Source organism: Blautia glucerasea, assembly GCF_013304385.1.
Classification (GTDB): domain Bacteria; phylum Bacillota; class Clostridia; order Lachnospirales; family Lachnospiraceae; genus Blautia_A; species Blautia_A ammoniilytica.
The window spans coordinates 23,037-46,746 of record NZ_JAAITU010000004.1; the positions used below are offsets into that span (position 1 = coordinate 23,037).

Sequence of the window (23,710 nt, forward strand, 5' to 3'; positions counted from 1 at the left end):
TAAGAACTTTATATGATCATGTACACCCGATAAGAAATCTGAATCACTCATGAGAAACGAGGTGATATTCATGTTTTTCTATACCGGGATTCCGGTAATGATGGCAGCTGCCGCTGTAGTGATGGATCTGCGTACCGCCAGGGTCGATAATGGTTGGATCCTTTTCTGCATGGCAGCAGGCCTGGCAATGCGGATCCTGGCAAATGGAATCATAGGTGTATTTTGGTATTTTACTGGCGCCCTGATTCCTGTCGTCCTGCTTGGGTGGCTTTTTGTATTCCGTATGCTGGGACCTGGAGATATTAAACTGCTGTCTGTGATCGGAGGAATTATTGGGGCAGGGGAAATCGTGAAATGTATTCTTGGAGCCATGTTCATTGGCGCTGCCATTTCAGCTGCACTGCTTATATCTAACGGCAATATCTGCCAGCGATTCCTGTATCTTTGGAGTTATATCTGCCAGACGGCCAGAACCGGAAAAAGGAAGCCCTATTACCAAAAGGGGATGTTACCTTTGGAAAATTTTCATTTTACAGTACCGGTATTTTTAAGTGTACTGCTGTATGCAGGAGGTGTGTATTGAAAAAGAATGTTTTTGCAGTGTGTGACCTTGAGGTGGATTATGCTCTGAATTTTATGGAATATCTGAATCAGAAGAGAAATATTCCTTTTGAGATCCAGGCATTTACTACAGTGGATAGTCTGACTGCTTATGGGGAAAAAGTACATATTGAGTTGCTGTTGATTTCCGGGAAGGCAATGTGCCAGAGAGTCCGGGAATTGGATATTGGAAAGATCATAATTCTGTCGGAAGGTGTACATCCACCAGAATTAGATCAATATCCAAGTGTGTACAAGTACCAGTCTTCAGCCAATGTGATCAGGGAAGTGATGGCATGTTATGGAGAAGAAAAGGCAGTTGAGCCCACTGTTTATCCTGTATTGAAGAAATGTACACAGGTTCTGGGGGTATATTCTCCACTGGGTCGCTGCCTGAAAACATCCTTTGCACTTACACTTGGGCAGGTGCTGGCCAGAGAAAAGGCGGTTCTTTACCTGAACCTGGAGGAGTATTCAGGTTTTGGAAGGTTAATGGGAAAGGAGTATGACCATAATCTTAGTGATCTTTTATATTATGTGCGGCAGGGCAGTCAGAATCTGATCCACCGGATGAATGGGATGATACAGACAGTGAATAATCTGGATTATATTCCACCGGTACAGACACCGGCAGATATCCGTGGGACAGCCTGGGAGGACTGGGAGCAGCTGATACGGGAAATCGTCAGGGACAGCTCCTATGAGATCCTGATCCTGGATATAGGATCGGGCGTAGATGGTACGTTCCAGATGCTGGATCTATGCAACCAGATTTATATGCCGGTGCTGGCAGACAGCATATCTGTATGTAAGCTGGAAGAATTTGAAAATCTTCTGAAGGTCTGGGATTTTTCACAGGTGCTGTCAAAGATTATAAAGGTAAAACCGCCTTTTCATATGGGAAACAGTTCCATGGAAACTTATGCAGAAGGGCTTTTATGGAGCGAACTTGGGGATTATGTAAGAAAAATAGTAAAGAAGAATGAGAATGAGCGATGACAAATTTGGCAGATTACGGCAGATGCTCATGGAGAAGCTGGACATGGGTCGGGAATTGTCAGATGAAGAAATCCTGGAAGCAATTGATGGACTGATCCTGACTAACCTGCGAGATTCATTTACTACTTTGAAGGAAAAGGTGGAATTGCGCCAGGAACTATTTTACTCTGTGCGCAAGCTGGATGTTCTTCAGGAACTGATCGAGGATGAGACAGTTACTGAGATTATGGTCAATGGACCGGATTCTGTATTTGTGGAACGAGCCGGACGTTTGACCAAATGGGATAAATCTTTCACATCAAAGGAGAAGTTGGAGGATGTGATCCAGCAGATCGTAGGAAAATGCAACCGTGTGGTAAATGAGTCCATGCCTATTGTGGATGCACGGTTGGAAAATGGCTCCAGAGTAAATGCTGTGATTCAGCCGGTGGCTTTAGATGGACCTATTCTGACGATTCGACGTTTTCCTGACAAACCGGTGACAATGGAAAAGCTGATTGCATTGGGTAGTCTGACCAAGGAATGTGCGGATTTTTTAAACGCACTTGTAAGAGCCAGATATTCTATCATTATTGGCGGTGGTACAGGAAGTGGAAAAACCACATTTCTGGGGGCATTGTCGGAATACATTCCGGCAGATGAAAGAATCATCACCATAGAGGACAGTGCAGAATTAAGGCTTCAGGGAATTGACAATCTGGTACGTCTGGAGGCGAAGATGGCAAATATTAACGGAGCCGGGGCAGTGACCATCCGGGATCTGATCAAGACGGCTTTGAGGATGCGTCCTGACAGGATTATTGTTGGAGAGGTGAGAGGCGGTGAAGCGGTGGATATGCTGCAGGCGCTTAATACAGGACATGAGGGAAGTTTTTGTACTGCTCATGCCAACAGCAGCAGGGATATGCTTTCAAGATTGGAAATGATGGTTCTGATGGGAGTGGAACTTCCGCTGGACGCTATTCGCAGACAGATCACAGCAGGAGTAGATATTGTGATCCATCTGGGGAGACTGCGGGATAAGTCCAGAAAAGTTTTGGAAATTTCGGAAATCTGTGGATACAGGGACGGAGAGATTCAAATGCAGCCTCTGTATCAGTGGCAGGAGGAAAAGGGACTTGTGTCTACAGCAACTCTTCTGCACAGGGAGAAGCTGGAAAGGGCAGGGATATGTTTATGAAAAAGAAAAACAGGCAGAATGATATGGAAAATACCCGGAAACATGTGCGGGGGACAAATAGCCCAAGCTATGGAAAAGATAATTCTGTCAGGGAGTGGGAAAAAAGCAGGGATTATGAGAATTATCGGTTCAGTACAAAGGAACTGGCATTGTATCTGATGCAAGGCAGTTTTTTGGCTCTGGGAATTAATTATCTGTTTTATAAAAGTATATGGGCAGCAGTTGTATTTTTGCCTATCCCAGTCGTTTACATTTGCTGGCAGCGAAAAAGGCTGGCAAAGGAGCGAAGAAAGACTTTGAATTTTCAGTTTAAGGATGCTCTTAATTCCATGAGCGTGGCAGTGCAGGCCGGTTATTCTGTGGAAAATGCGGTGTCGGCCTGTGTGCGGGATCTGCGGCAGCTGTATGATGGGAATGCGGATATCCTACGGGAATTTCAGTATATTGATCATCAGCAGCATGTAAGCGTTCCAGTGGAAGAACTGTTCCTTGATCTGGGGCAGAGAAGTAATGTGGAGGATATAGAAAATTTTGCTGAAGTATTTTATGTGGCAAAAAGAACAGGCGGAGATATGAATCAGGTGATTCAGAAGGTGGCTAGGATGTTGGGAGATAAGATTGATGTAAAAAAAGAAATCGAAGCTACCCTTGCGGCCAAGAAGTCGGAACAGCTGATCATGAGCCTGATGCCGGCTGGGATCATTCTTTATCTGAGGCTTACATCTCCTGGCTTTTTGGATGTACTGTATGGAAATCCATTCGGGATTTGTGCAATGACTGTATGTTTGGGGATTTATACAGGTGCTTATTGGATGGGAAGGCGCATTGTTGATATAGAGGTTTGAAAAGCAGGAGGAAAGATGTGGATACATATAGTTATTTTTGGAATCCTGCTGGTGGTTTTTATTGGCAGCAAAGCAGGATGGTTTTCTTCCAAAAAAGAAGAAAAAGACAGAAGCCTTTCTTTGTTTCTGGCAGTAGCATTGGCTGGAAACCTGCTTGGAATGGCTCTGACTGTGCAAAATGGAGACAGTCAGGTCTATGTGGAAGGAACAGGACTGAAAAAAGAGGAGGATCAGACCTATGAGGAGAAGTTCATGGTATCCGTGGATGGAAAAAAAGCAGGCAGTATGTATGTACAGATTCCAGAGAAAGAATTGGAGGAAGAACAGGAGAAGACCCAGGATCAGAATATAACTTCTGAACAGCAGCAGAAAAAGGAACTGGAGGAAGCAATTGCAAACTACAATCTGGAAAAGAATGATCCAGACTATTATTATCTGCCGGAAAAGTGGAAGGGGAAACATCTGGAATGGGAAAAACCAGGAAGTAATATGGGTAATCTTCTTGCTTTTCTATTTCTTATTACAGGGACGGTGCTGTTTCTTATAAAACGAAGGGAAGGACAGGCTGTTCTAGTGAAACGACAGGAAGAACTTCTAATGGATTATCCAGGACTGATTATGAAATTTACTTTGCTCGTACAGGCTGGAATGACTGTGCGCAAGATTTTTCAGAAAATGGCATTCGATTATCAGCGAAAACAGGGAAAACGAAAAAGAACTGCGTATGAAGAAATCCTGATCCTGTGTCATGAGATGGATAGTGGAGTCTCGGAGATGGAAGCATACAGAAGATTCGGAGAACGATGCGGGCAGGTGAAGTATAAGACCTTTGCCACAATGCTGATTCAGAATCTGCAAAAAGGGAGCAGGCAGCTTGCAGATATGTTGGAAAAGGAATCCATGGAGGCTTGGGATGAACGGAAAAGGAAGGCGCGGGTACTGGGGGAGGCTGCAGCGACTAAGCTTCTGGTGCCTATGATCCTGATGCTTCTGGTAGTAATGGCAGTGATCATGATACCGGCCTGCCTGGCCTTTTATGGGAACTAGAAAGGAGGTGAAAGGATGAAAGGGTTACGACAGCTGATAAAGGAATTTGCAATGGAAGAAGATGCAGTAGGCGTTGTGGAGATTATTCTGATTCTGGTGGTTCTCATCAGTCTGGTTATTATCTTTAAGGAACAGCTTACAAGTCTTGTTAAGAAAATTCTTTCCAAAATCACAAAACAAAGCAACTCGATCTGACAAAAAAAGAAGGTCACGGCTATGACCGGAAAGGAGGGGCTGTCTATGGCTGGGAGAAACAGGAAAAAATCCCAGGGGAGTATTACTGTTTTTATGGCACTGATCCTGAGCCTTGTGGTTTCACTGATCTGTACGGGGATTGAATCTGTACGTATGGCAGCAGCCAGAACGCAGATCCTGGCAGGCATGGATATTGGTTTATATTCTCTGTTTGCACAGTATGATCAGGCACTTTTAAAGGAATATGATCTGTTTGCACTGGATGTTTCAAATGGGACAGAAGCTTTGGATCTTGCCTTTCTCTGTGACGAACTGGAAAAATATATGAAACCTGTACTGAAACAGAATAGTCAGAAACTGAAGCTGCAGCAGTGCGGACTTACCGGATACCGGCTTCTGACAGATCAGAAAGGGGAAGTTTTTTTTCAGCAGATTACAGAATATATGAAAGAAACTTTGGGCAGCCATGGTATACAGCTCCTTCTTGACAAAATGCAGGAAAGAAATGAGAAAACCCGGAAAGCTGAAGAGGAAGGAAATAAAGCGGAAAATGGAGGCACACTGGAATCATATGACCATGAAATGAGCAGTGCTGCCAGAGAAAGCGAGGAAGAACAGAAAAAACAGGAAGCAAATTCGGAATTTTCGGAAGAACTGGGGGATGGAAGTCAGAAGGAGGATAACACAGGAACGCAGGTGGTCCAGGCTGATAATCCTATCCCTTCCATACGAAGAATCCGCTGGATGGGGATCTTGGATCTGCTTTTGCCGCCGGGACAGCAGGTATCGGATAAGGAAGTGTCAAAAAGAAAACTGGTATCTGGACGGGAAATCCAAAGCGGAATGCCTATGAGAGAAAATTTGAAAGAGGATACTTCTACAACATCACAGATCTTGTATCAACAGTATTTGATGGAAAAACTGGGAAATTACAGTGATCCTGGAAAAGGCGGCTTAAGCTATCAGATAGAGTATGTGCTTTATGGAAGGGACAGCGACAGGGAAAATTTGAAAGCTGTAGCCAGAAAGCTTCTTTTGATCAGAGAAGGAGTAAATGCAGCATGTCTGGCAGCAGATCCGGTCAGACAGGGACAGGCATCAGCCCTTGCTGCTTCTATTGCCTCCGGCTTTCTGATACCGCCTGCTGCACCTGTGATTGAGGCGGCACTGATCCTTTGTTGGGCATTTGGGGAAAGCGTGCTGGATGTGCGGGAGCTTTTGGCAGGTGGGAAGGTACCTCTTATAAAAAGTGGCGAAAACTGGCAGCTATCACTGGAAAATCTGCCACATCTTCTTGACGTGGCGGAAACGGAAAGAAAGGAAAGCCCGGGAGGAATGAATTATGAGGATTATCTGCAGATTTTACTATTGTCTATGAACCGGGAAAATAAAAAAATGCGGGGAATGGATATGGTGGAGCTGGTAATGAGGACAAGTGCCGGCTGGGAATCTTTCCGCTTGGATGGATGCGTAACCGCACTGGAAGCATCTGCGGATGTGAAGGCCAATACCAAAAAGGTGTTTTCCGTTGCAAGGGAATATAGTTATTAGAAAGGAGGCACAGGGATGCTTTTTCAGGAACCTGCGGTGCATTGCACAGAATTGTGGAAGAAGCCGGGCGAAAGCTGCGGCATGGAAAAAATTGAAGAGATAGAGTCGAGAAATAACAAAGCAGAAAGGAAAAGCTTTTGGAAATACCGGGCAGATTTGTTTCCCCCGAAAAGCAAAGTCTGTCGTCCTGAAAAAGTGTCCCTGTGCCGTCCTTTCAGAAGGCTGAAAAAAGCAAGTTTGACTGTGGAATGTGCGTTGGTACTGCCACTGTTTCTGGCAGCAGTAACTGTCATGATCTCTTTTATGGACATTTACAAGGTACAGACCCAGCATCTGGTCTCCTTGTGCCAGAAGGCAAAAGAAATAGGAATGTATACTTATGCCATGGGTGAAAACGGTACCAGTGAACTGATATTGCCGGACATATATTCCTTTCAACCAATTGGGGGTATCCTTCCCCTGCCGGCAGTGTGGACCTGTACAACTGTAAAAGTTCACACCTGGACAGGTATGGAACATCGGACAGGAATTGGAGATGGATCTGAAAGTGAATCCGGAAAAATGGTTTATATGACAGAAAACGGTCAGGTTTATCATAAAAAAATGAGCTGCAGCTATTTGGACCTGTCCATTACTCAGGTAGCAGGAAGCTCGGTGTCATCCAGGCGAAATGCTTATGGGGAAAAATACTATCCATGTGAAAGCTGCAGTAAAGGCAAGAAAGCAGCCGGACGGGTTTACATAACGGGAAAAGGCAATCGGTACCATAATCTGGAGACCTGTAGTGGATTGAAGAGAGCGGTACGACTTGTGAAGGAATCTGAAATTAAAGGTATTCATGCCTGCAGCAGATGTGGCTGAAAGGATAGATGTAAAATGCTTAAAACAGCAGGGGTAATACTGTTCCTTGGATGGAACAGCTGGAAGGATATACGTAAAAAAGAGATTTCCCTGATAATAACCGGCATCTTTGCTTTTCTTGGAATTATGACAGCCTTCTATAATCGAAACGTGACAGCACAGTATTTTATTCCGCCTCTTGTGGGAGGAGGTTTCCTGGGAATCAGTGCAGTGTCAGGAAATCAGATCGGAGCAGGAGATGGCCTTCTGTTGATTGCCCTGGGTACAGTGCTGGAAACGGAAGAATACCTGAGAACTATATGTCTGGCATTGATTGGCTGTGGTCTGTGGGCAGTGATTTTATTGGGAATCCTGAGAAAAAAGAAAACAACGGAACTGCCATTTGTACCTTTTGTCCTGTTGGGATATGTGGGAGGGCTTTTACTGTGAAGAAGATCAAAAAGGGAAGTATGACAATTGAAGCAGCGTGTTTGATGTTTCTGGTTTTACTGGTGATCATGAGCTGTGTGTATCTTTTTTTCTTTGTCCATAACCGGGCATGGCTTACTGCGGCGGCTTATGAAGCAGCCATAGACGGAAGCATGGAAGGAATAAAGAAAAATGGAAAGCCTGTGGAAGTGGCCAGGAAAAAATGTGAAGAGCTGGGAAATACAGGTTTTTTTACAGCGGAAAATCTGAACGGACAGGTTAGTGGACAAAAGAATATCCAGGTAGTCTATGATCTGGATACGGATAAAGGTTTTGGAGGATTTGACTGGCATATTCGGGCAGAAGGCAAGACTGCTGTTATAAAGCCTGTGTCATGGATACGGAAAGCAAAAGCCGTATCGGAGATGGTGAAAGGAGCCACGGATGGATGATGAAAGCAGAATATAAAAGAGATATGAATCATAATTATCTGATTCTTTATCAGGAGGAGCCGGTGGACACTGCCTCCTATCAGGTGAGAATGCTGGTTGGGAATGTGATTCCATCTGTGCTGAAGTGCCGGATGCAGGGAGTGGACGGACAATTGATGGTTTATTATGATATTACATCCAGGCAGCCGCTGGCGTCTTTGTTTGAGGATAAGAAACTGAATCATGAAGACCTGCGGCTGGTTTTTGGAGGTTTTATCCAGGTAATGGAGGAAATGTCAGAATATCTTCTGAATCCGGGAAGACTGGTGCTGCAGCCGGAATACATGTATGTGGATCTGGAAAAAAGAGAATTATTCTTCTGCTATTTGCCTGGGTATGAAAAAGATATAAGGATTCAGTTTCAGTGTCTTACGGAGTATATTCTTCCCAGATTGGATCATGAGGATTCACAGGCAGTAATGCTTGGATATGGTATTTATCGCAGGGCACTGGAGGATAGTTTTCACCTGGAGCATATCAAAGAAGAATTGTTCCGTAAACGCAGTGATGAAGACGTCGTTATAAAGCAGGAAGTAAAGGACAGTGGGGTATGGAAAGAAGATCCGAAAAGTGCAAAGATTCCGGAGGGGAAAGATCTGTGGATGGAAGATGGATCTGCAGGAATGCAGGCGGAAACTCCGTTAGCACAAAGCAGGACAAATAAAAGGAATCAAAATAGGAAAAGTGTGGAAAACAGAAAAAAAGACACAGAAAAACGGGAAATACCATGGAAAGAAATAGGGGGCTGCATGACAGGGGCTGGCGTAGGCCTTCTTATCCTGGCTGCCAGAATCTGGGGATATCTGCCGCAGATTCCGTTTTGGCTGCTTCTTAGCGTGATGGTGAGCTTTATGGGGATCGGAACATTAGCCGCCGTACTTTTGGAGCGAAAAGAAACCAGAAATGCTGAAATTGTATATAACCAAAGATCAATACCTATGCAGAAATCAGAAGACAGTTTTTCACAGGTTGGCAGTGTGGGAGCTAAAGAAGATAATGAATTACTTGGAGAAACTGTGGTTTTGTCTTCCGGAAATGTATATGGCCCGTCTACTTTGGTGAGTAAAGAGCCAGGGGAACTGGCAACCATCTACCTGAATGAGGATCTGACAGTAATCGGGAAACTGGAAAATGCTGCAGATGCAGTGATCAATCTTCCTACTGTCAGCAGAATGCATGCCAAGATCAGAAAAAGAGAAGGGGAGTATTATCTGACAGACCTGAATTCCAGAAATGGGACGGCTGTAAATGGGCAGATGCTGAAACCAGAGGAGGATTATCTTTTGCAGGATCAGGACGAGGTGGATTTTGCACAGGCAAGATATATTTTTATTAAAATCGGATAAAAAGCAAAGAGCTATTTGACGCGGCAGAGAAACATAGCTATAATTGCAACTATCTAGTACAGTGGATGCGGAATGGTTACATATAATTCATATCAAAGGAGGATCACCATGCCGGTTTTTGATTTTAATAATACGTCTGAACAGACAGAAATGGTTCAAAGTGAGTGTACGTATACGGTTTTTTATTCAGATGAGACAGAGGCTACACCTGAAATGCCCATGCTGGTTTTAGATAATAAAGAGAGGCAATGGAAGCATCATTCCTGTGGATATTTTACAAATCCGGGGAAAAGGACTTCTTTTGAATTTAAAGAAGATGAGGGTGTTTTCTGCACAGATATTCTGAAAATAGATGCAAGATTTGTAAGCCTTTTAAAATGGCTGGGAGAAAATCATATTAATGTAAGGCTTTCCGGAGAGAATCAGGAAGATGGATATGCAGTTTACAGGATTCGTGAGATCGCGTTTGGAGGCGGAACAAAGCTGTCGGCAGAGGATGGTTTTCTTCAATTTATGATCGGAAGACTCCTGGCCAGCAACGCACCTGCACAGGAACAGGAAGATGAGGATGCAGTTGAAGATGGCGATGAGATGAAGCTCACCAGTATTCAGAGTATTACAGATTTTATGAACTGTGCAGGGAAAACACTGCCTGATAATATACGGTTGTGGGCAAGGAGAAATTTGGCAGTGGCACGTTCCCATGAAGTATCACAGGAAGAACGCAGGCATGCACAACGCGCATTGTCTATTATGATGAATATTCAGTGGAAGAGTAATTATTTTGCTCCCATTGATCCTGATGAGGCAAGAAAGATCCTGGATGAAGAATTGTATGGTATGGAAAGGGTAAAGCAGAGAATTATTGAGACGATCATACAGATCAACCGGACTCATACACTTCCCGCATATGGACTTTTACTGGTAGGGCCTGCAGGAACCGGCAAATCCCAGATCGCATATGCAGTAGCACGTATTTTGAAGCTTCCCTGGACAACTCTGGATATGAGTTCCATTAATGATCCGGAGCAGCTGACAGGAAGTTCACGTATTTATGCAAATGCGAAGCCGGGGATTATTATGGAGGCCTTTTCGGCGGCAGGAGAATCAAATCTTGTATTTATTATCAATGAACTGGATAAGGCTTCTGCCGGGAAAGGAAATGGCAATCCTGCAGATGTGCTTTTAACTTTGCTGGACAATCTGGGCTTTACGGATAATTATATGGAGTGTATGGTTCCTACGGTGGGCGTATATCCTATTGCAACTGCAAATGATAAAGATCAGATCAGTGCACCGCTGATGTCCCGCTTTGCAGTGATCGAGCTTCCTGATTATACTCCGGAAGAAAAGAAAGTGATCTTTTCACGGTTTGCGCTTCCAAAAGTATTGAAGCGTATGGGATTGAAAGAACAGGAATGTGTGATCAGTGAGGCCGGATTAGAGGCAGTTGTTGAGAAGTATGCAGATACAACCGGTATCCGTGATCTTGAGCAGGCTGCAGAGCATATTGCGGCGAATGCACTGTATCAGATCGAAGTAGACCATGTAAAGTCAGTAATCTTTGACAGGGATATGGTAAGAGAGCTTCTTTCTTGAGAGATAATATTGTAGCGATACAATTTTACTGACTGATAATTTTTTTGCATTTTATGTGCGAATTTAGAGAACTTTTTGTATCCGCAGGTTTGAAGATATGCTATAATGCTTAAGTAGGGAAATTAGATGAAAGATGAATTGAAAAAAATGCCTGTAACAGCGTGCCTGATATTGGTGAATCTGATCGTATTTTTGATCACAGATTTTACAGGCGGTACAGAGAACACAGTTCATATGATCGCCTGTGGAGCCGGTTATGGTCCATTAATAACAGGTGCAGGGGAATGGTATAGGGTGTTTACCTCTATGTTCCTTCATTTTGGAATTTCACATCTGGCTAATAATATGCTGGTTTTGTTTGTCCTTGGACAGCGCCTGGAGCCTGCAGTTGGAGGAGTAAGGTATCTGCTTATTTATCTCCTGTCTGGCTTTGGAGGGAATGTGATTTCTTTGGGATTGGAAATGCAAAGCAGTAATTATGCAGTTTCTGCAGGGGCTTCAGGAGCTGTATTCGGAGTGATGGGAGCCATGATTTATGTAATTCTGCGTAATAAGGGAAGGGTGGCTGATCTTTCCATTAAAAAGATGATGATCATGGCGGCCTTTTCTCTATATTTCGGCTTTACAAGTACAGGGGTGGACAATGCTGCTCATGTGGGCGGTTTGATTTGTGGCTTCTTGGCAGCTTTGCTGTTATATCATCCAGGGAAAGGGACAGTAAGGATGATACGGAAGACCGAGCCCTGATCAGGAGAACTTTCGAGATCGATCCTGCCTCCGTGAGCTTCTACAATTTCTTTTGTAACAGCAAGTCCAAGCCCGCTGCCTGTGGACTTGAAGGTGATGAAGGGTGAAAAAATATCTTTTTGTACTTCAGGAGGGATACCACATCCGTTGTCCATGACAGAAATACAGACAGCTTGTGCACTGGCATGGACACGGAAGGTAATCTTGCCTCCAGAGGAAGGAACTGCTTCCTGTGCATTACGCAAAAGATTCAGAATCGCCTGTCTGAGCTTGATTCGGTCAACTGGAAGTATGGGAAGGTTGTCAGGGCAATCCGCTGCAAAGTTAATGCCAAGATAATCGAAAGTAGGTTTTACCGAGGAAATAATGGAAGACAGATAAGAACTCAGGTCTGTAAGTTCCAGTTTGATATGCCCGGCATTGCTGTAGCAGGACAGATCATTCAGAAGCTCTCTTATATATTCCATATTTTCCATAATCTCTTCCCATTCCTGATAATCTGCAAGTTCCGGATGAGTGGATACCATCAGAAGCAGTTCGCTGTTGATCAGAGAAATGGGATTTCGTATTTCGTGAGAAAATTTTGACAGTGTAAGCCGAAAATGGTTTTTTAACTGTTCGGTAGTGGTATTTGTCATATTATCACCTCAATTGGAAGTGTATCATGGTAATACTCTGACAGCAAGCAATATCGTAGTAAAAATATCGAGATAATCCGACATTTACGAATGATTCCTGACAAAGATACTGATTTGTTTCTCATTATCTACAGAGTTGGGGTCACGGCATAGCTAATGTATGCATAGAGAGGCTATATAGTCTGGAATGCATTTCATTATACATAAAGAAAATAACAGGAGGAATGAAAGATGGAAACGTGTATTTTTTGTAAGATCGCAAATGGCGAGATACCGGCTGCAACATTGTATGAGGATGAGGATTTTCGTGTGATCCTGGACCTGGGACCTGCAAGTAAAGGACATTCTCTGATCATTCCCAAGAGTCATGTGGCTAATATTTATGAGATACCGGATGAACTTGCTGCAAAAGCAATGCTCCTGGCAAAAAAAATGGCAGGTAAACTGACAGACGCTCTTGACTGTGACGGATTTAATATTGTACAGAATAATGGAGAAGCTGCAGGTCAGACTGTTTTTCATTTCCACATGCATTTGATTCCAAGATATAAAGATGATCATGCGGGAGTAACATGGACGCCTGGAACTTTGACTGATGAAGTAAAAGAAGAAATACTGGCAAAAATCAGAGGTTGATAGAGCACATCTATGGGATGGCTGATCAGAACAGGACAAGTATATGAATAATGCGGAATTCCAGGAATTTTACGAAAAATACTATGAATTCTCAACAAGGATAGCAAATAAGATTGTAAAGAGTCATGTTGTTGCGGAAGATATCAGCCAGGAAACATTTTTTAATTTATACAAGATCAAAGATGCTCTGGATTGCAGCAGTGAACTTAGGCTGCAAGGATTGGTCGCCAAAGCTGCTGTAAATAAAGCAAGAGATTATCTGAGGAAAAATTACACAAAACGGGAAATCTTTCAGATGGACCAGATTGGACAGGAGAAATACCTGGAATCTGTGGAGGATCAATTCCTTGATGTGGAGAAAAAGAAGTACATGTTCAAGGCACTTGAAAACCTCAGAAAGAAAAATAAAAAGAATTATGAGATTTATGTTGCAATAAAAATCCTGGATATTCCTCCTGAAAGGGTTGCCTTGGTATACAAGATGTCAAAAAATAATGTAAACAACCGTATTTACAGGACAAAACAATGGTTGATGGAAGAATATACCAGGATTTATGATAGTTTCGGCTGATCAGGCAATACAGCTTTCGATGATGGAAACGATCTGGTTGATAGAATCTAACTGCTTGCTGCTTTGCATAGCTTCAATGTAGGAATTGCGGTTCTCATATAATTTACGGATGGAATCCATTAACACAGATTCTGTGATTTCCTCTTCTTCAAGAACCATACTATAGCCCTGACGCTCAAATGAACGGGCATTCAGAATCTGGTCACCACGGCTTGCATTGGCAGACAGAGGGATCAGAAGGTTTGGCTTGGCCAGTGCGTTAAGTTCGCAGATGGCATTTGCACCGGCTCTGGAGATTACGATATCGGCTAAAGCAAACAGATCGGGAAGTTCTTCTTTTATATATTCATATTGTACATATCCTGCGGTGTGTTCAAGAGAACTGTCGGTTTTGCCTTTGCCGCAAAGATGGATCACCTGAAATTCTTTCAAAAGCTCAGGAAGGATCTTGCGTACATTCTCATTTACTGAGGCAGCACCAAGACTGCCGCCAATGACCAGAAGAACCGGTTTGTCAGAGGAAAAACCGCAGAAGTTACGGGCAGCTTCTTTATCACCGTGAAGGAGTTCCTGACGGATAGGAGTTCCTGTAAGGACTGCTTTATCTGCTGGAAGTGTGGAAACAGTTTCCGGAAAATTGCAGCAGATTTTGGTTGCTGAAGAAAGACACAATTTATTTGCCAGCCCCGGGGTCATATCGGATTCATGTATGATGGCAGGTATTTTACGCTTTTTTGCAGCCAGAACTACAGGAACTGTGACGAAACCACCTTTTGAGAATACTACATCAGGCTTTAACTGTTTCATCAGTTTTTTTGCCTGACTATATCCTTTCAGTACCCGGAAAGGATCAGAGAAATTTTTGATGTCAAAGTACCGTCTTAATTTTCCTGAGGAAATACCATAATAAGGAATTCCAAGTTCCTGGATCAGGCTTTTCTCGATACCATTATAAGAACCGATATAAGATATCTGGAATCCTTTTTCCTGGAGCTTGGGAATAAGAGCGATATTTGGAGTTACGTGGCCGGCGGTTCCGCCACCGGTGAGTACAATATGTTTCATAGGGGCCTCCTGAAAATTCTTAAAAAGTCTAGCCGGAATAAATAATCGGCTGGCAGATGTATTAAGATAAATATGAACCCCTGTGGAAGAATTGTCAAGGACAGATGAATGTCCGGGAGAAAAAAATGAGTAGACGATTAGTGGATGAGGATGATTTATCAGATCAGAGATTATATACAGATGAGGAAATCCATGTTTTTTATGGGCAACTGGTAGAGCGCCTGAAAGCAGAAGGGGTATACAGGGAAGATGAGGATGAATCAAAGGAAAAAACCCATGCAGGAAAGAACAGGTATAACAAAGTGGTGCAGCAGCATCGGAGAGTAAAGACCACAGGATTTGCCATTGTATGTTTTCTTGGCGTGTTAGCTGTAAGTATGATAAGCGAAACAAACAGGAATTATGTTGTAAAAACCATTACATACTTATTTAGTGATGAGACTAATGTGATCGTAGACAATGTCCCAGAGAATGAATATCCGGACCTGAACGAAGAAGAGGCAGGGACAGAAAAAATCTAAAAAATAATAAAAAAATTGCAGATTTTAAGTGATTTTTGAGAAAATCTTTCGTATTAAAGATGTAATGTAAATTTCACAGGAAAATAATGGTATGGTACCGGATTAGAAATAACCTGCTTGACAAAACAAATTCATCCAATACGTATTATTTCCGTGCAACAACAATAACCCAACTGCACAGTGTACAATACGGTGATGAAAACTAAATAGTCAGACATTGAAAAACCGTTGTCCGAAAAATAGAACAAAAAAATAGCACTGTGATTTTGCATTACCGTTCAACGGTTTGAAATGCCTGCCCAAATTGTCTGGCAGGAGCTGATAGAAGCAAATGAAGAAATTAAAGAACAAAAATTGAGCTATTTGAACAAAAATGATAGCTGAAATTTAGGAAAAACAACCAAAAAGATTTGGCTTTTATATAGAAATTTGTAAATGCAAAAATTCATTTTCTATGGTATTATGCTGTGTATTCAAAGAGCCTTGAGGGTGACGGGGAGAATGCAGAAGTGAAGATTTCTGTCGGAGAAGTTGGGCAGATCAGAGCTGCAAAGGAGGAATAGAAAATGGATTGGAGAGATTCCTGTGTAGATGAAATATCTAAACATCACTGCTTTTTTTCGGCATTACACAGACAACGGTTTATGGAATTATTTGAGATGGTACAATGTGAGCCTTTTCTCACAAAGGAGATTGCAAAATGCATTTTCCTTGCTGCATGGCAAAGACCTTCTACAGATGAAATGGCCGGGATTTTTCAGAAACTGATCGATGAAGAGGCAATGGAGGCAAATTGCCTGCAGGGAGCCAGAGACAGTCGCCCTGCAACAGCGGACGAGCGGGAGATATTTAAGCTTGCCCAGGATTTCCTGGCACATCCGGAGGAAACACCAGATGAAGCATGTCTGATCCGATTGTCAAAAGCATGGATTCCGTTGGGAGACTGCGCACTTCAGGTCAGTGAGATTATAGATAGCTTATAAAACAAACAGGATTTGGGTCTGAAGAACCTATAGGGTATCATAAGAAAGCAGACAGATATCAAGATGAAAATCATTATGTATCTGCCCCATCTTATGATACCTTTTTTGATGATTACACGGATTGTTCCGTGCTTTGCACTCCCACAATTACTGTAATCATAAAATCATTGAGGTATGAATTGTTCACTGGTATAATGATTGCAAAATATAGCACTCATCATTACAGGTGATGAGAAATAAATGTCAATTGATGAACACCAATGAATACGAAGGAGGAATACAAGTGAAAAAATGGGCACGGGCACTGTATCAGCCAAATCTTCCATTGGAAGAAAACCATCGGGTAACAGCATGCGAAGAACACATCCGGTTATCAAAAGAAGCTGCAACAGAAGGAATGGTGCTTTTGAAAAATGAAAAAAATCTGCTTCCCCTGGCAAAAGGAACCAGACTGGCACTTTTCGGAAAAGGTATCTTTGATTATGTGAAAGGTGGAGGCGGCAGCGGAGACGTAACTGTTTCCTATATTCGTAATTTATATGAAGGTCTGAAAATGCAGACCGGTATAGTAGACATATATGAACCTTTGGCAGATTATTACAGGGAAAATGTGCACCACCAGTATGAACAGGGAACTGCTCCTGGGATGACTGTAGAGCCGCTGCTTCCGGAAGGGCTGTTAAAAGGAGCAAAGGCTTTTGCAGATACTGCCGTGATCGTGATCAGCCGTTTTTCTGGAGAAGGATGGGACCGTTCTGGTATAGAATGCAGGGATGAAGATGATGAACTGCCGCAGGGCGAACTGACCATGCCCAAGATCTCCCAGCAGGTATTCCCAGATGGGGATTTTTATCTTACAGAAAATGAGAAGAAGATGATCCGTCAGGTGGAAACAACATTTGACAAGATTGCAGTAGTTTTAAATGTTGGCGGGATCGTGGACACTACATGGATCAAAGAAAATGATCAGATCAGCAGTGCACTTCTTGGCTGGCAGGGAGGCATGGAAGGCGGTCTTGCCATGGCAGAGATCCTTTGTGGAAAGGTAAATCCATCCGGAAAGCTGACAGACACCTTTGCAAGGAGAGCTGAAGACTATCCCTCTATGGAAACCTTTCATGAGTCTTTCTACTATGTGGACTATACGGAGGATATCTATGTAGGATATCGGTACTTTGAGACCATTCCCGGTGCTGCTGCAAAAGTAATATATCCCTTTGGATATGGGCTTTCCTATACGGACTTTGAAGTACAGACAGAACAAACAGAAGAAAGAGAAGGCAGGATCTTAATTTATGTAAGGGTCACAAATACAGGGAAGCGGGCAGGAAAAGAAGTGGTGCAGGTGTACTTTCAGGCACCCCAGGGACTGCTTAAAAAGCCATTCCGTCAGCTGATCACGTTTGAGAAGACAAGGCTTTTACAGGCAGGGGAAAGCCAGATTCTGAAGCTTTCCTTCAAAGCAGATGAGATGGCTTCTTATGATGATCTGGGTAAGATCCGTAAATCTGCCTGGGTCCTGGAAAAAGGAACCTATGAATTTTATGTGGGAACTTCTGTAAGAGACACAGAAAAAACAACATATAGCTGGGAGCAAAAAGAAGATAAAGTTACAAAGCAGCTTATGGCAAAGCTGGTGCCGTCCAATCTGAAGAAAAGGATGCTGTCTGACGGTACTTATGAGGCTTTGCCATTAATGGAAGCCAATGATCCGAATGCATGTGTTTTTGAAAAAATGCATCCTGGAAGCGAGGAAGGGCTTACACCGGTTATCCGTGCATGGGAACGGAGAAAGCTTTGGGGAGTGAGAAAAGAAGAACCAAAGCAGTTTATACAGGTGGCAGAAGGAACACTGACGATGGATGAGTTTATAAACCAGCTCACAGAAGAAGACCTGCTGGAGCTTCTGGGTGGACAGCCTAATACAGGAGTGGCGAATACCTTTGGATTCGGTAATCTTCCCGGATACGGAGTACCTAATATTATGACTGCAGATGGTCCGGCCGGTCTCAGGATCGCACCGGAGTGCGGGATCTGCACTACAGCATGGCCCTGCGCTACACTTCTTGCATGTACCTGGAATACGGATCTGGTAGAAATGATAGGTGAGGCCGGAGCCAAAGAGGTAAAGGAAAATAATATCGGCGTATGGCTTACTCCAGCAGTAAATATCCACAGAAATCCTCTTTGCGGCAGGAATTTTGAGTATTATTCAGAGGATCCGCTGGTAGCGGGTAAAATGGGAGCAGCCATGGTACGTGGGATCCAGTCCAGGCATATTGCAGCTACTGTAAAGCATTTTGCGGCTAATAATAAAGAAACTAACAGAAAGCACAGCGATTCCCGGGTATCTGAGCGTGCACTTCGTGAAATCTACCTGAAAGCTTTCCAGATTATTGTTGAAGAGGCTGATCCATGGGCAATAATGTCTTCTTATAATATTATCAATGGACACAGGGCTTCGGAATGTAAGGAATTGCTGGAAGACATTTTGCGTGGAGAGTGGGCCTTCAAAGGAATGGTTACCACGGATTGGTGGACCAGGGGAGAACATTACAAAGAGATTAAAGCAGGAAACGACTTGAAAATGGCAAACGGCTTCCCGGAAAGAGTGAAGCGAGCCATGGATCTGGGAGAATTGGACAGGAAGGATCTGGAGCATTGTGCAAAGAGGATCCTGGAACTGATCCTGAAACTGGATTGATCATAAAAAGGAGCACATCTCATACTGTAAAGGGTATGGAATGTGCTCCTTTTCATATATTACCGGATGTGTACCGGTGAAATCAGATGGTCACTGTCGGGAACTGCTTGCCAAACAGTTATATCAGATATTCATTTTTTTTCAGCATTTCCAGAAGGATGTTCTGTGTGTATGCTCCGATATGCTTCTGGGTCTCTTTATCCAGCTGATCCACATAAATAGGTTTGCCGTATTCAATAACTACATGGCAAGGCTTGATCTTTGGAAAATGAGCTTCCCACAAATTCACTGAACCGGAAATCGCCATTGGGATAATAGGGCATTTGGCACGGGTGGCAATCTTGAAGCTTCCCTCATGGAATGGCAGAAGATCTGTCTCCTTTTCATTCTTATTACGTGTACCCTCAGGGAAAATACAGATGGAAATCCCGGATTTTACCTTCTCAATAGCAGTAAGAATGGTTTTCAGTCCCTGTTTAATATCTGTACGGTCAAGGAAAAGACAGTGCAGATACTTCATCCAGCTGGAAAGAAGAGGTACCTTCTCAAGCTCCTTTTTGGCTACATAGCCTGTGCGGATAGGACATCTGGGATATGTAAGCGGAATGTCGAAAAAGCTGCGATGATTGCCGATGTAAAGGACCGGTGCGTCCTTGGGAACATTCTCCTCGCCGATCACTGTGACCTTAACTCCGGAGATCCATAGAACACCCTTAAATACAGCCTGGATGATTCTAAGGGAACTGATATCCTTGGCAGATGGTGAAAATTTCCCGATGATCCATTCAGCGATAAGAAGGGGAATGGAAAGGATAAGAAATACCACTACATAGGTTACACAAAGTATAAATCGAATCATAATTTTGGCTCCTTAGTTTTCCTGAATTTCATTCTAGCAAGGGAAAAATGGAAAGTCAATACTGTGTTCATAAACGGCAGAGTACCGCATAAAATGAATAGTGAAAGACCAGTGGAGGTTTGCCATGGGAAGGAGAAAACTGCTGATCAGTCTGCTGCTGTTAATGCTGGTTTTGCTTTCAGGCTGCAGATTTGTCAAGATCCGGGAGGAAGAAAGGCAGCCTCTGGAATATGAAATCGTCGGCCAGGATCAGATACCCGAAGAGTTGGCAGCGATTATCCGGGAGCGTAAAACCGGAAAAATGCAAATGACTTATCAAAGAGGCGGGGAGATGTATCTGGTAAAAGGCTACGGACAGCAGCTTAGCGGCGGGTACAGCATTCAGGTGAAAGAATTGAGCTGTTCCTCCAACGGAGTGTTTTTTAAAACCAGGCTGCTGGGACCGGAGGATCTGGAAAAGGCGTCAGGAGTTCCATCCTGCCCTTACATTGTGGTTAAGATGCAAAACCGAAAGGATCCAGTGGAGTTTTTGTAAAAAGATTTTTGTAAAGGGAAGCAGGAAGGAGAGGGGAAAGTGGAATTAAGAAAAGAAAGTGTTCAGATGCTGCGGATCAAAAGCAAGGCCACCAGTCAGGTGACTTTTGATGTGGATTATAATGTGCCGGATGTAAAACCGGATATTGGCCGGATGATCCAAAGTAAAGGTGAGGTTTCCATGGATGAGGTGCGCCTGGGTGAGGGGAAGGCATTTATAAAAGGAAATCTGCTGGCAGATATGCTGTATGTGGGGGAAGAAGCCGGAAAAGTGCACAGTCTGACAGCTAAACTGTCCTTTGAGGAGACTTTGAACCTGGAGGGAATCGTCAGTGGGGATAAAATCTGCCTGAAGTGGGAGATTGAAGATCTGAGTATACATGTGATCCATTCCAGGAAGCTGAATATAAAAGCCATTGTTACCTTACGGGCAGTTGTGGATGAAATGAAAGGGATTCTGATTCCTGTAGACGTTTGCGAAGAGAATGTTTCTGTAAAAAAGAAAAAGATTCATCTGATGAGTCTGATGGTACATAAGAAAGATACTTTGCGGATAAAGGATGAAATGACCATTTCTTCCAATAAGCCCAATATAGGAAATCTGTTGTGGCATACCATTTCGGTAAGAGGTCTGGATCTGCGGCCGGAAAACCATCTCCTTCGGGCCAGAGGGGAACTGGCGGTGTTTGCCCTGTATACCGGAGATGATGAAGGAAATACCCTGCAGTGGGTAGAATATGCCCTTCCTTTTGAAAGGGAGGTAGAATGCAGCGGATGCCAGGAGGAAATGATTCCGAATATTGAAACCTGGGTGATGCATCAGTCACTGGAGGTAAAGCCAGATGCAGACGGGGAAGAGCGGATCCTGGTTGCAGATGTGGTACTGGAACTGGATCTGAAGCTTTACAGGGAAGAGGATCACCAATTGGTACAGGATGTATATTCCCCTCTTAAGGAGTGTATTTCTCAAGGGAAAACAGAAACACTGGAAGGGCTTCTGGTACGAAACTTTTCTAAGTGCAGGGTAACAGACCGGATCCAGGTAAAGGAGACCCAAGGCAAGATCCTGCAGCTGTGCAGCAGTCAGGGCACGATAAAAATCGACAAAACAAAGATTGTGGAAAATGGTATCCAGGCAGAAGGGATCCTGCTTTTGAAAGTGCTGTATGTGGTAGGAAATGATGAAATGCCGCTGTATTCTATGGAAGGAATGATCCCATTTACCCATGTGATCGAAGCTCAGGGAATCCGTGAGGGATGTTCCTATTATCTGCAGGCAGAGCTGGAGCAGCTCTCTACTATGATGGCAGACAGCAACGAACTGGAGATCCGTGCAGTTCTTGGCCTGAATGTTCTGGTGCAGCAGCCAGTGGAAGAGCTGATCATTGACAGGATCCAGGAAAAGCCTCTCGACATGGCAAAAATACAAAGTATGGCGGGAATCACCGTGTATATGGTAAAACCAGGGGAAAGTATGTGGGATATTGCTAAAAAATTTTATACCACAAAAGAGGAAATCATCAGGATGAATGAACTGGCAGATGATCTGGTAACACCGGGGCAGCCATTATTGTTGGTAAAAAAAGTATAATTCCCCATGAAAATATGTATTGAAATAAATACAAAACTCATTTAAAATGGATTGTATACAAAGTACAAAAGATGTGGGGGATTTTATGCGATTACGTGCATATGCGAAGATTAATCTTGGATTAGATATTCTGGGGAAGCGGTCTGATGGATATCATGAAGTAAAAATGATCATGCAGACCATTCAGATGTATGATCTGCTGGAAATAAAGAAAAAGAAAACATCAGGCATCAGCCTTACATCCAATGTGCCCTATGTGCCTACAGATGAGCGGAATCTTGCATATAAAGCAGCTAAGCTGCTGATGGATGAGTTCGAAGTTCAGGAAGGGCTTTCCATTAAGCTGGAGAAATTTATTCCTGTGGCAGCAGGGATGGCCGGGGGCAGTTCTGATGCAGCAGCAGCCATGATAGGAGTGAACCGGCTGTTTCAGCTGGGGCTTACAGACCGAGAGCTGATGGAGCGAAGTGTACAGATTGGTGCAGATGTGCCCTATTGTATCATGAGGGGCACAGCCCTGGCAGAAGGGATCGGGGAACGATTGACTTCATTACCTGCTCTTCCCAGATGTTATGTTCTTATTGGCAAGCCCTCGGTAAGTGTATCTACCAAGATGGCATATGAAAGTCTGGACCTGACTTCCGTTTCGGTACATCCGGATATTGATGGTATGATCCGTGATATCCAGGCTGGGGATCTCACCGGGATAGTATCCAGGATGGGGAATGTATTTGAGCCAGGTATCCAGAAGCGGTATCCTGTGATCGGGGATATCCGCAGACTGATGGAAGAGTATGGGGCCATGAAAGCTATGATGAGCGGCAGTGGTCCTACTGTATTCGGCATTTTTCAGGATGCAGCCCAGATGGAAAAGGCAGCAGCAGCTTTGCGGGACAGCCATCTGGCAAAAGTAGTATTTGCTACAGAAGTATACAACCGGAATGGAGGAACTACCAATGACAAGTGATTTTTCGGCAGATATGAATGAGTACCTTCCTCTGCGGGAAGTTGTTTTTAATACCCTTAGGCAGGCAATCCTGAAAGGTGAGCTGAAGCCAGGGGAGAGATTGATGGAGATCGCACTGGCAGAGCGTCTGGGAGTCAGTCGGACTCCTATCAGGGAGGCTATGCGTAAGCTGGAACTGGAGGGTCTTGTAGTCATGATTCCCAGAAGAGGTGCACAGGTTGCTAACATTACAGAGAAGGATCTAAATGATGTGCTGGAGGTACGTATCGTTCTTGAGAATATGGCCATTGAGAAGGCATGCGCCCGTATGACAGAAGAGGATATTGAGAAGCTGTGGGCGGCTGCCAAGGCTTTTGAGCAGACTACGGCAGAGGGGAATCTGGTGAAGATGGCAGAGGCTGACGTGGCTTTTCATGAGATCATTTATCAGGCCTCTGACAATAAAAGGCTGATCCAGGTACTGAACAATCTTCGGGAACAGATCTACCGCTACCGGGTAGAATATCTGAAGGAAGAAGAAACGAGGAATCTTCTTGTAAAGGAGCATGAGGAGATCACACAGGCGATCCGGGAACGTAATGTGGGACAGGCCAGGGAGCTTTCCTACCAGCATCTGGAGAATCAGCGCAAGGGGATCATTTCTTCCATTCAGACAGAAGAGTGATCTGCAGTTGCTTTCACCGTACTAGTACAGGTGGATCTGCTTTATTAAAGATATAGATCCGCTGCTGTTCCTGCATAAAACCCAAATATCTGGAAATTCTAAGAGAGA

Annotated in this window: 25 protein-coding genes; 22 read left to right on the plus strand and 3 right to left on the minus strand. The window is 43.7% G+C overall.

The window, feature by feature from the left end:
• Window positions 1–70 precede the first annotated feature (70 nt).
• From G5B11_RS02695 to G5B11_RS02755, 13 genes are all read left to right on the plus strand, one after another.
• Window positions 71–583: a prepilin peptidase gene (locus G5B11_RS02695; RefSeq protein ID WP_173726799.1), complete on the plus strand. Its 513-nt coding sequence runs from the start codon at window positions 71–73 to the stop codon at window positions 581–583.
• On the plus strand, window positions 580–1,599 hold the full coding sequence (locus G5B11_RS02700; RefSeq protein WP_173726800.1) for a hypothetical protein: 1,020 nt from the start codon (window positions 580–582) through the stop codon (window positions 1,597–1,599). The genes G5B11_RS02695 and G5B11_RS02700 overlap by 4 nt, the downstream gene beginning before the upstream one ends.
• On the plus strand, window positions 1,589–2,779 hold the full coding sequence (locus G5B11_RS02705; protein ID WP_173726801.1) for a CpaF family protein: 1,191 nt from the start codon (window positions 1,589–1,591) through the stop codon (window positions 2,777–2,779). Before G5B11_RS02700 ends, G5B11_RS02705 begins: the two co-directional genes overlap by 11 nt.
• Window positions 2,776–3,624 carry a type II secretion system F family protein gene (locus G5B11_RS02710; protein ID WP_244092891.1) on the plus strand — a complete coding sequence of 283 codons (849 nt, stop codon included), beginning with the start codon at window positions 2,776–2,778 and terminating at the stop codon, window positions 3,622–3,624. The genes G5B11_RS02705 and G5B11_RS02710 overlap by 4 nt, the downstream gene beginning before the upstream one ends.
• Before the next feature lie 15 nt (window positions 3,625–3,639).
• Window positions 3,640–4,671 carry a type II secretion system F family protein gene (locus G5B11_RS02715; protein ID WP_158421729.1) on the plus strand — a complete coding sequence of 344 codons (1,032 nt, stop codon included), beginning with the start codon at window positions 3,640–3,642 and terminating at the stop codon, window positions 4,669–4,671.
• A 15-nt stretch (window positions 4,672–4,686) separates the two neighbouring features.
• Complete coding sequence (locus G5B11_RS02720) at window positions 4,687–4,866, plus strand: Flp1 family type IVb pilin (protein ID WP_158421730.1); 180 nt, start codon at window positions 4,687–4,689, stop codon at window positions 4,864–4,866.
• A 45-nt stretch (window positions 4,867–4,911) separates the two neighbouring features.
• Window positions 4,912–6,417, plus strand: a complete 1,506-nt coding sequence (locus G5B11_RS02725) for a DUF5702 domain-containing protein (RefSeq protein WP_173726802.1) — start codon at window positions 4,912–4,914, stop codon at window positions 6,415–6,417.
• Between the two features lie 15 nt (window positions 6,418–6,432).
• Window positions 6,433–7,278, plus strand: a complete 846-nt coding sequence (locus G5B11_RS02730; protein ID WP_244092892.1) for a TadE/TadG family type IV pilus assembly protein — start codon at window positions 6,433–6,435, stop codon at window positions 7,276–7,278.
• Between the two features lie 15 nt (window positions 7,279–7,293).
• Window positions 7,294–7,707, plus strand: coding sequence for a prepilin peptidase (locus G5B11_RS02735; protein ID WP_158421732.1), 414 nt, complete (start codon window positions 7,294–7,296; stop codon window positions 7,705–7,707).
• Window positions 7,704–8,138 carry a TadE family protein gene (locus G5B11_RS02740; RefSeq protein WP_262582791.1) on the plus strand — a complete coding sequence of 145 codons (435 nt, stop codon included), beginning with the start codon at window positions 7,704–7,706 and terminating at the stop codon, window positions 8,136–8,138. The genes G5B11_RS02735 and G5B11_RS02740 overlap by 4 nt, the downstream gene beginning before the upstream one ends.
• Window positions 8,135–9,523 (plus strand): DUF6382 domain-containing protein, encoded by a 1,389-nt coding sequence (locus tag G5B11_RS02745; RefSeq protein ID WP_173726803.1) that lies wholly within the window; start codon window positions 8,135–8,137, stop codon window positions 9,521–9,523. The genes G5B11_RS02740 and G5B11_RS02745 overlap by 4 nt, the downstream gene beginning before the upstream one ends.
• Window positions 9,524–9,631: 108 nt before the next feature.
• Complete coding sequence (locus tag G5B11_RS02750; RefSeq protein WP_173726804.1) at window positions 9,632–11,122, plus strand: AAA family ATPase; 1,491 nt, start codon at window positions 9,632–9,634, stop codon at window positions 11,120–11,122.
• A gap of 126 nt (window positions 11,123–11,248) precedes the next feature.
• Entirely contained in the window at window positions 11,249–11,869 is a 621-nt protein-coding gene (locus G5B11_RS02755) for a rhomboid family intramembrane serine protease (protein WP_173726805.1), read from the plus strand.
• Here the strand turns inward: G5B11_RS02755 and G5B11_RS02760 are convergent.
• Window positions 11,821–12,507 (minus strand): sensor histidine kinase, encoded by a 687-nt coding sequence (locus G5B11_RS02760; protein WP_158421735.1) that lies wholly within the window; start codon window positions 12,505–12,507, stop codon window positions 11,821–11,823. The two genes, G5B11_RS02755 and G5B11_RS02760, sit on opposite strands and share 49 nt — an antisense overlap.
• 231 nt (window positions 12,508–12,738) lie before the next feature.
• Here G5B11_RS02760 and G5B11_RS02765 point away from each other — a divergent pair, with 231 nt between their 5' ends.
• Both G5B11_RS02765 and G5B11_RS02770 read left to right on the plus strand, forming a co-directional pair.
• The gene (locus G5B11_RS02765) at window positions 12,739–13,143 is read left to right on the plus strand and encodes an HIT family protein (RefSeq protein WP_158421736.1); all 405 of its coding nucleotides are present in this window, start codon (window positions 12,739–12,741) and stop codon (window positions 13,141–13,143) included.
• Window positions 13,144–13,186: 43 nt separating this feature from the next.
• Window positions 13,187–13,714, plus strand: a complete 528-nt coding sequence (locus tag G5B11_RS02770; protein WP_158421737.1) for an RNA polymerase sigma factor — start codon at window positions 13,187–13,189, stop codon at window positions 13,712–13,714.
• On the opposite strand, the gene G5B11_RS02775 is transcribed toward G5B11_RS02770, so the two are convergent.
• Window positions 13,715–14,779 carry an undecaprenyldiphospho-muramoylpentapeptide beta-N-acetylglucosaminyltransferase gene (locus G5B11_RS02775; RefSeq protein ID WP_158421738.1) on the minus strand — a complete coding sequence of 355 codons (1,065 nt, stop codon included), beginning with the start codon at window positions 14,777–14,779 and terminating at the stop codon, window positions 13,715–13,717. It lies immediately after the preceding gene.
• A 125-nt stretch (window positions 14,780–14,904) separates the two neighbouring features.
• Here G5B11_RS02775 and G5B11_RS02780 point away from each other — a divergent pair, with 125 nt between their 5' ends.
• The 3 genes from G5B11_RS02780 (at window position 14,905) to G5B11_RS02790 (ending at window position 18,987) form a co-directional block, all read left to right on the plus strand.
• Entirely contained in the window at window positions 14,905–15,300 is a 396-nt protein-coding gene (locus tag G5B11_RS02780; protein ID WP_173726806.1) for a hypothetical protein, read from the plus strand.
• 566 nt (window positions 15,301–15,866) lie between these two features.
• Entirely contained in the window at window positions 15,867–16,283 is a 417-nt protein-coding gene (locus G5B11_RS02785) for a hypothetical protein (RefSeq protein ID WP_158421740.1), read from the plus strand.
• Between the two features lie 283 nt (window positions 16,284–16,566).
• A complete protein-coding gene (locus G5B11_RS02790; protein ID WP_173726807.1) occupies window positions 16,567–18,987 on the plus strand; it encodes a glycoside hydrolase family 3 protein in 2,421 nt (806 codons plus the stop codon).
• A gap of 118 nt (window positions 18,988–19,105) precedes the next feature.
• On the opposite strand, the gene G5B11_RS02795 is transcribed toward G5B11_RS02790, so the two are convergent.
• Window positions 19,106–19,846, minus strand: coding sequence for a lysophospholipid acyltransferase family protein (locus G5B11_RS02795; protein ID WP_158421742.1), 741 nt, complete (start codon window positions 19,844–19,846; stop codon window positions 19,106–19,108).
• Between the two features lie 124 nt (window positions 19,847–19,970).
• Here G5B11_RS02795 and G5B11_RS02800 point away from each other — a divergent pair, with 124 nt between their 5' ends.
• The 4 genes from G5B11_RS02800 (at window position 19,971) to G5B11_RS02815 (ending at window position 23,602) form a co-directional block, all read left to right on the plus strand.
• Window positions 19,971–20,381: a protease complex subunit PrcB family protein gene (locus G5B11_RS02800; RefSeq protein WP_244092893.1), complete on the plus strand. Its 411-nt coding sequence runs from the start codon at window positions 19,971–19,973 to the stop codon at window positions 20,379–20,381.
• A 39-nt stretch (window positions 20,382–20,420) separates the two neighbouring features.
• Window positions 20,421–21,971: a DUF3794 and LysM peptidoglycan-binding domain-containing protein gene (locus G5B11_RS02805; RefSeq protein WP_158421743.1), complete on the plus strand. Its 1,551-nt coding sequence runs from the start codon at window positions 20,421–20,423 to the stop codon at window positions 21,969–21,971.
• An 85-nt stretch (window positions 21,972–22,056) separates the two neighbouring features.
• On the plus strand, window positions 22,057–22,938 hold the full coding sequence (gene ispE, locus G5B11_RS02810; RefSeq protein ID WP_173726808.1) for a 4-(cytidine 5'-diphospho)-2-C-methyl-D-erythritol kinase: 882 nt from the start codon (window positions 22,057–22,059) through the stop codon (window positions 22,936–22,938).
• Window positions 22,928–23,602 carry a GntR family transcriptional regulator gene (locus G5B11_RS02815; RefSeq protein WP_158421745.1) on the plus strand — a complete coding sequence of 225 codons (675 nt, stop codon included), beginning with the start codon at window positions 22,928–22,930 and terminating at the stop codon, window positions 23,600–23,602. The genes ispE and G5B11_RS02815 overlap by 11 nt, the downstream gene beginning before the upstream one ends.
• The last annotated feature ends 108 nt before the right edge of the window (window positions 23,603–23,710 follow it).

What these genes read in the sequence shown, in the direction of transcription:
- G5B11_RS02720 (WP_158421730.1), top strand. Translation starts at nt 4,687, where the DNA reads ATGAAAGGGTTACGACAGCTGATAAAGGAATTTGCAATGGAAGAAGAT.
- G5B11_RS02765 (WP_158421736.1), top strand. Translation starts at nt 12,739, where the DNA reads ATGGAAACGTGTATTTTTTGTAAGATCGCAAATGGCGAGATACCGGCT.
- G5B11_RS02750 (WP_173726804.1), top strand. Translation starts at nt 9,632, where the DNA reads ATGCCGGTTTTTGATTTTAATAATACGTCTGAACAGACAGAAATGGTT.
- G5B11_RS02800 (WP_244092893.1), top strand. Translation starts at nt 19,971, where the DNA reads ATGGGAAGGAGAAAACTGCTGATCAGTCTGCTGCTGTTAATGCTGGTT.
- G5B11_RS02775 (WP_158421738.1), bottom strand. Translation starts at nt 14,779, where the DNA reads ATGAAACATATTGTACTCACCGGTGGCGGAACCGCCGGCCACGTAACT.
- G5B11_RS02755 (WP_173726805.1), top strand. Translation starts at nt 11,249, where the DNA reads ATGAAAGATGAATTGAAAAAAATGCCTGTAACAGCGTGCCTGATATTG.
- G5B11_RS02785 (WP_158421740.1), top strand. Translation starts at nt 15,867, where the DNA reads ATGGATTGGAGAGATTCCTGTGTAGATGAAATATCTAAACATCACTGC.
- G5B11_RS02815 (WP_158421745.1), top strand. Translation starts at nt 22,928, where the DNA reads ATGACAAGTGATTTTTCGGCAGATATGAATGAGTACCTTCCTCTGCGG.
- G5B11_RS02780 (WP_173726806.1), top strand. Translation starts at nt 14,905, where the DNA reads ATGAGTAGACGATTAGTGGATGAGGATGATTTATCAGATCAGAGATTA.
- G5B11_RS02745 (WP_173726803.1), top strand. Translation starts at nt 8,135, where the DNA reads ATGATGAAAGCAGAATATAAAAGAGATATGAATCATAATTATCTGATT.
- G5B11_RS02715 (WP_158421729.1), top strand. Translation starts at nt 3,640, where the DNA reads ATGTGGATACATATAGTTATTTTTGGAATCCTGCTGGTGGTTTTTATT.
- G5B11_RS02710 (WP_244092891.1), top strand. Translation starts at nt 2,776, where the DNA reads ATGAAAAAGAAAAACAGGCAGAATGATATGGAAAATACCCGGAAACAT.
- G5B11_RS02725 (WP_173726802.1), top strand. Translation starts at nt 4,912, where the DNA reads ATGGCTGGGAGAAACAGGAAAAAATCCCAGGGGAGTATTACTGTTTTT.
- G5B11_RS02795 (WP_158421742.1), bottom strand. Translation starts at nt 19,846, where the DNA reads ATGATTCGATTTATACTTTGTGTAACCTATGTAGTGGTATTTCTTATC.
- G5B11_RS02695 (WP_173726799.1), top strand. Translation starts at nt 71, where the DNA reads ATGTTTTTCTATACCGGGATTCCGGTAATGATGGCAGCTGCCGCTGTA.
- G5B11_RS02730 (WP_244092892.1), top strand. Translation starts at nt 6,433, where the DNA reads ATGCTTTTTCAGGAACCTGCGGTGCATTGCACAGAATTGTGGAAGAAG.
- G5B11_RS02735 (WP_158421732.1), top strand. Translation starts at nt 7,294, where the DNA reads ATGCTTAAAACAGCAGGGGTAATACTGTTCCTTGGATGGAACAGCTGG.
- ispE (WP_173726808.1), top strand. Translation starts at nt 22,057, where the DNA reads ATGCGATTACGTGCATATGCGAAGATTAATCTTGGATTAGATATTCTG.
- G5B11_RS02760 (WP_158421735.1), bottom strand. Translation starts at nt 12,507, where the DNA reads ATGACAAATACCACTACCGAACAGTTAAAAAACCATTTTCGGCTTACA.
- G5B11_RS02770 (WP_158421737.1), top strand. Translation starts at nt 13,187, where the DNA reads ATGAATAATGCGGAATTCCAGGAATTTTACGAAAAATACTATGAATTC.
- G5B11_RS02705 (WP_173726801.1), top strand. Translation starts at nt 1,589, where the DNA reads ATGAGCGATGACAAATTTGGCAGATTACGGCAGATGCTCATGGAGAAG.